Consider the following 6,065-nt stretch of genomic DNA (forward strand, 5'->3'; position numbering starts at 1 on the left):
GCACTCTCTACCTCTCGCGTTGGCAACTCTTTATGGATGGTAACAAACGGACCGCCATCGTTGCCGCCAACGCCCTCATGATTCAGGCTGGTGCCGGCCTTCTAGCCATCCCCGAAAATAAAATGCACTGGTATCGCTCGCAGTTGCAAAAATACTATCGTTCCGGTCGCGATGCCAGCTTGAAGCAGTGGCTCTACGACAATTGTGTGTTTGGCATTGCCAAAAATTGATTGCCCCAACCATCAAAAGCGCGTCCCCACCTCATCAATGGGAACACGCTTTTCGTTTGTGGACATTTGCTCTTGGCCTGACCGGTTTAATTCTTGGTTGGCTCGGCTTTTCCTGGGCCATCAGCTTCCCACTACTCATCAAGACTGCTATGGTAAGCGGCGTACTCCTCCTGCTCATCTGGGGTTATCTGCTCACGCACCATCACGTGACTCTCAACACGACAGTGGGCCAGCAAATCGTGACCACCATCCGCGCTTGCCAACATCTATTCAAGGCTAGTGGTCACCTCACTGCCACCCAGCTTGGTGACCTGCCTTTGTGGGAACCCTTGCTCCCGTATGCCGTGGCGTTTGGCCAACTGAAACCCGTGACGAAACAACTAGCCGACATTTTCGGTCCCGGCCCGGTCCGCGCGACTTTAGCCACAACCTTCGCCCTCTACTATCCGGTTGGTCCAGATCAGCCGCTGGCAGCCACACTCGATGAGCAACTGACCCACGCCATCAACCTGTCCACCAGCGTTCACTTGGCCTGGAAATCAAACGGTCACATCTTCAGCACCGGCCCGGACGGCGAAAAATTCTAACCTAACCGCGTTCTGTAGCCAGTTAGCACAGGACGCGGTTTTTTAATTTACCAAAAGTCATATATAGTTGACATTTTGCCAGCTCGCTTCTATACTAAAAATGTCATATATATCTAACATTTCAAAGGGAGATGACCAGTGTGAACCGTGTCAAAGCCTTTCGAAAAGCCGCTGGTCTGACCCAGTATCAGCTTGCCAAACAAGTGACCGTTGCTCGCCAGACCATCAACTTGGTCGAGAATGACAAATATAATCCGTCGCTCGATCTATGCTTACGGTTAGCCAAGGCCCTCCACACGGACCTGAATCATCTATTCTGGGAGGAACAATCATGAAAAACGGGGAAAACTTACGCGACCAATTTGTGAAACGCTTTTTCAATATTTCCGGCGACTTCGACGAGTATAAGCGCCAAGAAACCAACCGCATCGGAACTAATGTGATGATGATGTGTCTACCAGCGATTCTAATTCCGTCGATTGTCGCTGGCCTGTGGGCGACCAAATCACCGGAGGACGCCCTGCTAGGTTTGATTTTCTTCAATGTTATTTTTGTCGGTGTCGTCATCTGCCCCTACCTCATGGTGGCTAGCCGGCGCGCACACCTCACCGACAATGAAGTCGATGTCCGCGATTTGCCAGCCGCACGGAGAAGCGTTTTGAAACGTACGCTGGGGAGTGGCCTATACGGTTTCGTCTTCTTCTACCTAATGCAAGTGATTCTCAATTTCATCTTCGATCACGCCAGTTTTGTTGGCGGACTGACCTCATCGCATAACATCAAAACTGCCATTCTAACCGGGATAATTTTGGGTACCATCACGGGCATTACCTACTGGATGCGACTTAAGAAGCAACGCTAGATTTAGGAAAACAAAGGACCTGCGCACAACTGCCCAGGTCCTTTCGTTTACTCTAACGATGATAATTAACTATCAAAAAAAGCTGGCATCTTAACCAGCTCTTTAACACTTCATAATGACGTAACCCTAGTCCACAACCCGGTAAGGCGTGTCCGCCAACGCCCCATTCAGGTCCGCTATCGTCGCTTCACCGGTGAACTTGGCGGACTGATCGGCCAAGTCGACCTCAACGTTGCGGACGATTCCACTCAGCTTTTCCGTGACCGTCTTGACGCAACCGTCGCACTTCATTCCTTCAACTTTAACTTCACTCATGATGCTAGCTTCCCTTCTGCTTTGACATGATTCAAACGTAGCGCGTTCAACACCACCGTGACTGAGCTAAACCCCATCGCGGCTGCCGCCAACATCGGGTTCAGAAGCGGACCGCCGAACACATACAGCAGGCCCAACGCCACCGGAACCCCCAATAGGTTGTAGAAGAACGCCCAAAACAAGTTTTCCTTAATGTTGACCATGGTCTTACGACTCAGCGTCCGCGCCGCCACCAGCGAACTCAGATCCGAGTTCATCAAAATGACCTGCGCCGACTCAATTGCCACGTCGGTTCCATTACCGATTGCGACTCCGATGTCAGCCTGAACCAGCGCCGGCGCATCATTGATGCCGTCACCGACCATGGCGACCGTCCCACTTCTTTGTAGCCGTTGGACGACCGCGGCCTTGTCCTGGGGTAAGACCTCGCTGACCACATCGTCGATGCCGACCTGCGCCGCAATGGCACTGGCCGTCGCGCGGTTATCGCCCGTCAACATGGTCACCGCGATTCCGGCCTTCTTCAACCGCTGAATCGCCGCAGTACTGTCCGGTTTGACTGGGTCGATCACGCCGATCACTCCCAGCGCCTGACCCCCGGCCGCCACGTACATGACCGTCTTGCCATCCGCCGTCAGCTCCGCGGCACGTGGTAGGAGGTCGCCTGTGATTTTCTGCTGTTGCATGAGGTTAAAATTACCCAGGAACACTCGGCGTCCCTGAATGCTTCCCGTCACACCCAAACCGGGTAGCGTTTGAAAATCATCAACGGCCTGCAACTCACGCTGGTTCGCCGCTAAAACGGCCGCCGCCAGCGGATGATCCGAGTACCGTTCCAGACTCGCCGCCAATTGGAGGGCGTCTTGTTGATAGTCGCCCAACACGTCCGTCACCCGGGGCTGACCCGCCGTGATCGTTCCGGTCTTATCCAAAACGACGTGATCGACCGTTGCCAATTGCTCCAACGCCGCGCCGTCCTTAAACAGAATGCCGTGTTTAGCCCCCTGACCCGTGCCGACCATGATGGCCGTTGGCGTGGCCAGACCCAGCGCACACGGACAAGCGATGACCAATACCGAAACAAAGATCGTCAGAGAAAACGCCAGCGACTGGCCACTAAGCAACCAAGCCAGACCGCCCAGCAACGCGATTCCCATGATGACAGGAACGAACACGCCCGAAATTTTATCGGCTAACCGGGCAATCGGTGCCTTGGACCCTTGAGCGTCAGTCACTAATTTTACGATCTGCGCCAACGCCGTATCGTTGCCGACCCGTTCCGCGCGGTAAGTGATCTGACCATTCTGATTGGTACTGCCACCCACCACGGTATCGCCGACCGTTTTCACGACCGGCAGACTCTCCCCGGTCAGCATCGACTCGTCGACCGTCGTCTGCCCGGCAATAACCTGCCCGTCGACCGGTACGGCCTGCCCGGATTTCACCAACAGCTGGTCGCCGACCTGAATCGTTGCGACCGGCACCGTGGTCACTGACCCCTGAGCGTCGATTCGCTGCGCTTCGGCTGGAATCAACGTCAGCAATGAGGTCATGGACGAGGTCGTTTTCTGTTTGGACAACGCTTCGAAATACTTTCCTAACATGATCAGTGCAAGGATCATCCCACTGGCTTCAAAGTACAGCGGCTGCGGGTTTCCCGTCACCACTAGGCGCCCTAGGTTGACCACGCTGTAGACAAACGCGGTCCCCGACCCCAAGAAGACCAACGAATCCATGTTGGGATTGCCTCGTAGCAAGCTCCGAGCACCCGTGACCAGGTAGTCATGCCCCAGCCACAACACGGGTAACGCCAACAACAGTTCGCCAACTCCCACGACTTGCGGGGCCAGCATAGCCAGCGGTAGGCCCAAGTGACCACCCATCGCGACAACCATCAGTAGTGCCGCAAAGACCAGTGCCCAGACAACACGCAACCGCTGTTGCCGCAACGCGACCTGCTTGTCCCGTTTATCCTGACTGACCGAAGCCTTGGTGACCGCTCCCGCCAGTTCAGCGCCGTAGCCCGCATTGACCACCGCCTGAATGATTTCCTTGGCTGACAACGGGTCGCGGGCGAAGTCGACCTTCATCCGTTCGGCCGCCAGATTCACGCTGGCTTGTGCGACTCCATTTAACCGGGTCACGGCCTTCTCAACGGTTTGCGCACAGCTCGCACAGACCATCCCGGTAATTTTAAATTGTTCCGATGCCACGTGCTCATCCCCTAAACGTACTGCCAAACCTCATCGTCAAAATGGCCTAAACCGTTCGCTTCCAGCGTCTTAAAGTAGGCCAGTAGCTCAATGGCACCAGCCTTACTGACGTGGGCAACGGCGTTCATTCCGGACCCGGTCGGCACAACGTTGCTCATTTCAGTAATGTCCTTGCCGTTCTCGATGGTCACCTTCGAACAGGTCACCGTCCAGTGGTGCAAGACGTTCGGCGCAAAGACCAAAAACATGTTGAAGTCATCCGACAAATAGCCAGGAAGGGCCCAAGCGGTGTCGTCCAACGGTTCTGGATATAAATTTCCCTGGAGCGCAAAATCCTTGATATTGGCGGCCGTTGGGGCAACGTCCAACATGAACATGGTCTTCTCGAACTCTGGTGTTCCTAATTCTGCTTTAGCTGTCATTGTTGGTCCTCCTCGGCGAAATTCTCCCGGTAAAATTGATATTTTTGTTTAATACTCTTCAGTGGCGCGTCCATCACGTGCTCCTTGCCCGCCGCATCCAACTGGAACTGCTGGGTCACGATTGCGGCCAACCGAATGCGCAGACCCGGATTGCGTTGGACCAACGGACGCAGGTCGGTCGACATGATTTCAAATTGGGGCACGAAATCCGGCACCAAAATTTTCTCGAACGCTTGATAGGTATCGGCCAAGACCTCGGAGTACAGGTTGTCGGCGTATTTCAACTCAATGGCTTCCAACCGGTCGTAATAGTCGGCATCGCTGAGGCCCTTCTCGTTTTTCACCACGTGTTGCTCATCGTACTCGTGCATCAAGTAGGCGTCCCAGTCGCGATAGGAGTAGGTCGTCAGCCGCAAAACGAGGTGGCGGCCATCCGCCGTCACGTTGTCCGGCACCATGTCACCGGCGGGGTCGATCAGATATGGGGTGATCAACTGCTTGGCAACAAAGTGATAGTAGGTGCCGGGAATCAGCTCCCGGTCGCGGTCAGCATCGTAGAGCTCACCTTCGCCATCCAGCTCGGGTAACCCAATCAGGCTCAAGCGCGTCTGGTTGACGGCGTAAATGATGTCTTCGATCTCCTCGGTAATCTCCTCGCGACGACTGATGACCTGTAAGACGTGCGTAAACAACCGCACTAACTCGTTGCGCTCCCCCTTTTGATTGGCATAAACGCCGAGCTGCCGGCCATACTTGCGTGTCTCCCGCTCCAGTTGTTCCTCCAGTGAGGTCGTCATTCGCTCCACCTTCACCGGCAAGACGGGCTGGTCGAAGGCCTCACGCGCCACGGTCCGCACGGCTTCGCGGAGAATCGGCCGCATTTCGATAAAGTCCGGGTATTCAAACACATTTTGAAAGTTATAATGGCCGCTGGCATCGATCCGTGCGGCGTTCAAGTTTAAATTAAACTGTGCCAAAGAAGTTCCTCCGTTCTGCAATCGTTTCCTATAGTGTAACCGAGCCCTTTTCCGGAAACTATTAGGGAAAGCGCGCAAAAATATTCCAGATGTTTAAGTCGGCTGATTCGGCTGCTATATTTTCGTGCGGTTATCGTCTCTATCGTTGCTGAAGGCTAATTCATTCTTGTTCTAACAACAACAGGAAGACTAAAACTAGGCAACCTGGTGGACCCTTCGCCTTACCGGCCGGCAGATATGGGCTGGATCGGTGCGAACACAACTTGAAGCCTCGAAAGAACCGAGTCTACAAGATTGGTTTTCTGCTAAGCCGGCAAAAAACGCCGGCCAAGCAGAACGACGCGCCTGAGCCCATATCTGCCGACCTCTCGGCTTACACTGTGTGCGTGGACAACGAGGATACTGACTGTAACAGTCGTTATCGATTGGACCGAAAACGCTAAATCTCCAGGTATTCCG

The 6,065-nt window shown here is 54.3% G+C and carries 8 protein-coding genes; 4 read left to right on the forward strand and 4 right to left on the reverse strand.

From position 1 onward, the window contains the following. Nucleotides 1–32: 32 nt before the first annotated feature. From FC99_RS13945 to FC99_RS06165, 4 genes are all read left to right on the forward strand, one after another. Entirely contained in the window at nucleotides 33–230 is a 198-nt protein-coding gene (locus FC99_RS13945) for a hypothetical protein (protein WP_162258578.1), read from the forward strand. A 56-nt stretch (nucleotides 231–286) separates the two neighbouring features. Next, nucleotides 287–817 carry a DUF2207 family protein gene (locus FC99_RS06155; RefSeq protein WP_048733302.1) on the forward strand — a complete coding sequence of 177 codons (531 nt, stop codon included), beginning with the start codon at nucleotides 287–289 and terminating at the stop codon, nucleotides 815–817. Between the two features lie 140 nt (nucleotides 818–957). Further along, nucleotides 958–1,152: a helix-turn-helix transcriptional regulator gene (locus FC99_RS06160; RefSeq protein ID WP_048733304.1), complete on the forward strand. Its 195-nt coding sequence runs from the start codon at nucleotides 958–960 to the stop codon at nucleotides 1,150–1,152. Continuing rightward, nucleotides 1,149–1,679, forward strand: a complete 531-nt coding sequence (locus FC99_RS06165; RefSeq protein ID WP_048733306.1) for a DUF3278 domain-containing protein — start codon at nucleotides 1,149–1,151, stop codon at nucleotides 1,677–1,679. The genes FC99_RS06160 and FC99_RS06165 overlap by 4 nt, the downstream gene beginning before the upstream one ends. Before the next feature lie 126 nt (nucleotides 1,680–1,805). Here FC99_RS06165 and FC99_RS06170 read toward each other — a convergent pair whose 3' ends face one another. From FC99_RS06170 to FC99_RS06185, 4 genes are read right to left on the reverse strand one after another with little or no spacing between them, the layout of a single operon-like run. Further along, on the reverse strand, nucleotides 1,806–1,994 hold the full coding sequence (locus tag FC99_RS06170) for a heavy-metal-associated domain-containing protein (protein ID WP_048733308.1): 189 nt from the start codon (nucleotides 1,992–1,994) through the stop codon (nucleotides 1,806–1,808). Continuing rightward, on the reverse strand, nucleotides 1,991–4,207 hold the full coding sequence (locus tag FC99_RS06175; protein ID WP_053083541.1) for a heavy metal translocating P-type ATPase: 2,217 nt from the start codon (nucleotides 4,205–4,207) through the stop codon (nucleotides 1,991–1,993). The genes FC99_RS06170 and FC99_RS06175 overlap by 4 nt, the downstream gene beginning before the upstream one ends. A gap of 11 nt (nucleotides 4,208–4,218) precedes the next feature. Beyond that, nucleotides 4,219–4,629 carry a hypothetical protein gene (locus FC99_RS06180; protein WP_048733310.1) on the reverse strand — a complete coding sequence of 137 codons (411 nt, stop codon included), beginning with the start codon at nucleotides 4,627–4,629 and terminating at the stop codon, nucleotides 4,219–4,221. After that, a complete protein-coding gene (locus FC99_RS06185) occupies nucleotides 4,626–5,606 on the reverse strand; it encodes a hypothetical protein (RefSeq protein ID WP_048733313.1) in 981 nt (326 codons plus the stop codon). Before FC99_RS06185 ends, FC99_RS06180 begins: the two co-directional genes overlap by 4 nt. Between the last annotated feature and the right edge of the window lie 459 nt (nucleotides 5,607–6,065).

Origin of the sequence: Levilactobacillus koreensis JCM 16448, assembly GCF_001435525.1 — a bacterium.
GTDB lineage: Bacteria > Bacillota > Bacilli > Lactobacillales > Lactobacillaceae > Levilactobacillus > Levilactobacillus koreensis.